Source organism: candidate division WOR-3 bacterium (assembly GCA_029858255.1).
GTDB lineage: Bacteria > Hydrothermota > Tepidihabitantia > SM23-42 > SM23-42 > SM23-42.
Genome location: JAOUFJ010000072.1, coordinates 1 through 3,071 on the forward strand (window position 1 = coordinate 1; position 3,071 = coordinate 3,071).

Here is a 3,071-nt window from a genome sequence, read left to right on the forward strand (position 1 = left end):
TGAGTGGAGAATCGACCGAGAAGACCATCTCAGACCAGAGGATCTCGACATCTGCCAGATTAACTGAATTCAGACTATCATTGAATATTTCATCTACTATCAGCAATTCCGGGTAATCATCCGTGAGTATTGCCTCTATTGCCGCAATATCCTCAGGCGTTCCCTCAAAATATGCAGGGGGAGGATCACTTTCATAATACTCTGAGTCCTCACAAGAAACGTACAGAAATGAGAGAACAACAACAGTAGCACAAAGACATCTACAAAGATAGTTGATTATACGCATCTCTACCTCCCGGTTGAAAACTATAAGTACACATAATTACTTGTCAACCATATAGCAAACCGATCTAAAGAAATTACTCCGTTCCGAATGGACTCTGTCCCTGTTGTACCACTATCGCCCAAGCGGACTGACTCCGGGGTTTCATCTCCGTAAGCGTTTTAGTTCATCATTGTCATCGACGATGCGAAGCATCGGTGCCTGTTCCCTTACAACACCCGTCATTGCGAGGAGCAAGTGACGAAGCAATCTCAGCAGTTCAACGGTATTAACGATAATAACGCAATTAACGATATTAGCGAACCAAACGTGGGGGAAGCCAACCTCCGTCCCCAGTGTCCTTCAGATACACTACATTAGATAAGTCACAAACCTGACATGAACCGAATCATTTCGTCGTTGATATTGGTATTATTAATCCATACTTCAGCAATAAGGCGCCCGTACACGTCTCTTCCCTTGACCTCACAGTTGATCGGTTTTCCTCCGATCAGCCGGTTTAGTTCCTCGCGTGCTTTGGCCGCATTTGGAGTACCTGTCATTGGTGCGTCAACACAAGTAAGTCTTATCGTCTCGCCGGATTTTAATGTGAACGTATCTACGTCTATTACGGTATCTACGATTCCCGTCTTCATACATTACCTCCCTATACAATGATCAAATGTATAGTATAGACTTTACGCGAAAATATAACCCAAATTGCACGACATGTCAACCTTGTATTTTTTTTTGATTGTTAACAGGAATAATTCAGCCGGCCTGGCTCGCTAGGAAACTGACTCCGTGACGCTCGACGTCCCACTGTCATTGCGAACCCGTCTTGTGGGTGAAGCAATCTCCGCTTCATCTTTCTGTCATTGCGAGGCTGGCGTACCCAGCCGAAGCAATCTCAGTTTGATCCTGGTATTTGGGTTCGTAACGGAAGTAACGAGAATAACGGGACTAACGAACTTAACGAAAAGCGGTCTAAGCGTTGCTATGCCAAAAATTCAACCTCCGTCCCCCGAGCGCGTAACGGAAGTAACGAGACTAACGAAAGTAACGGCATTAACGAGACTTCCGTCCCCAATATCAAAAGGATTATTTTGTGCGTTCCGATGGATCCTTTCTGCCGTCGTCATAAAGCCCGATCAATGCGGTTACATAACCTTTCTTATCTGCAGTAATTTCTATTCTGAAATAATCCATCCCTTCGACGGCAAAGAGATTATTCTTCAATGGCAATAACCTGTATTTAGGTCCGGTGCGCTGATAGAAAAGTTCACCGTTTTCTAACGTGATTTTCCGCTCCCCGTACTCACCAACATATTTTGCCAGTAATGCAGCGCCAAGGACTACCGGCTCGAGCCTGGCTCTTGTAGCATCGATTATACAGGTTATCCGGAATCTTTGATTGTCGTCTCTTGTTTTCTCCAGTATTTTCTCTAACGCCATCACATACGCTTTATCGAAGGCCTGGTTGCCCGAAACGGAAACATGCGGCTCAACTCCTCTTTTCTCCCAATTCGTCCCGGTGATGGGATTAACCGGTCTTCGAACAGGTAGATGCATTACGAACTCTTCTTGTATGACTTCAAAGTCAACATTGTGTGCTGAACCACGTGTCTTTTCACCAATTATTTTGGCGCGATTGAGAGCCTTCATGCTGTAAGCAAACGCCTCTGCTGCTGAGCCGGTGTACTCATCTGTCAGGACATATAAATCCATATCGTACATACGCTTGCCCGGAACGTATGATATTGTCCAGTACTGCTCGGCACTTCCGTCATATACCTGCTCTTGAGTATTCAGGTGCGTTCTCCCCTGCTGGGTTCCCCTAACAAAATAGCTGCTCAACAATTGGACCATGGTTGCCTTACCGCCTGGCGTATCCCTGAGATCTATTATGACTGCGTCCGCATTAGAGAGGAAGTTCATCGAAGCAACGGCCGTTGCGCCGGCATAGTCGGGGTTGCAAAAATATCGGAGGTCAAGATACCCAACATTGCCCTGTAGAATCTCTAGTTTTTTGAATCCAAAATTGGTCAACCGATCTTTTTCTGTCATTTCTCTGGTAACCCGTTCTAACTCTTCTATAGATTGACTTTTCTCAGCCAATATCAGTTTGGCACGCTTTGGATTGAATTCGATGAAAAAGTGATTATCATTGCTGCTTTCTTGAAGATCCGCCCACAGGGTACTGGCGAATTGCCCCGCGCTATTTATCTTATCATACGCGCCGTTCTTGAGCCTTGCAAGCAGATGCTCCTTCACCTTGAGTGCAATATCAGGTGACAAATATCTCTCGACTATCAAGTGATTAACGCGCTCTATGACCATGGTTTTCGCTTTGATATCCAACTTAGGTTCCTCATCCATCAGTGCATCTGCTTGAGATGCATTGCATAAAAAAGAAACAAATATTATTACAACCAGATTGCAGACATATATTTTATTGTTGTACATGGTTCACACTCCTCATAATAAACATAACACCTAATTCTCCATCATCTCAACAAAATGAGCAGACTAATAATTCAATAAATGAAGCGCTCACTACATTATAGAAAAATATCTTTCCATCGCAATCGGTATGCGGCGATGCTGGTGAAATTAACGATACTAACGAAATTGATTTGACCCCGTCGACCTAATTCCTATGTCTCAACCTTTCCTCTATCATATCTACTTTTTCTCGTGCATTTTTGGGGATGTAATAGCGGTTGTAGATATCCAGTGCGGCTTGATAATAATCCAGCACCCTGGATTCATCGCTAATTTCCGAATAGGCAGTGGCAAGCTGTTCACA

The 3,071-nt window shown here is 44.2% G+C and carries 3 protein-coding genes; all 3 read right to left on the reverse strand.

The genetic code is table 11. From position 1 onward, the window contains the following. Positions 1–286: hypothetical protein (locus tag OEV79_12485; GenBank protein ID MDH4212253.1), on the reverse strand; the 286-nt coding region annotated here is incomplete at its 3' end. Positions 287–648: 362 nt separating this feature from the next. Beyond that, a complete protein-coding gene (locus tag OEV79_12490; protein ID MDH4212254.1) occupies positions 649–918 on the reverse strand; it encodes a thermonuclease family protein in 270 nt (89 codons plus the stop codon). A gap of 445 nt (positions 919–1,363) precedes the next feature. Then, positions 1,364–2,728, reverse strand: a complete 1,365-nt coding sequence (locus OEV79_12495) for a S41 family peptidase (GenBank protein MDH4212255.1) — start codon at positions 2,726–2,728, stop codon at positions 1,364–1,366. Between the last annotated feature and the right edge of the window lie 343 nt (positions 2,729–3,071).

What these genes read in the sequence shown, in the direction of transcription:
- OEV79_12490 (MDH4212254.1), bottom strand. Translation starts at nt 918, where the DNA reads ATGAAGACGGGAATCGTAGATACCGTAATAGACGTAGATACGTTCACA.
- OEV79_12495 (MDH4212255.1), bottom strand. Translation starts at nt 2,728, where the DNA reads ATGTACAACAATAAAATATATGTCTGCAATCTGGTTGTAATAATATTT.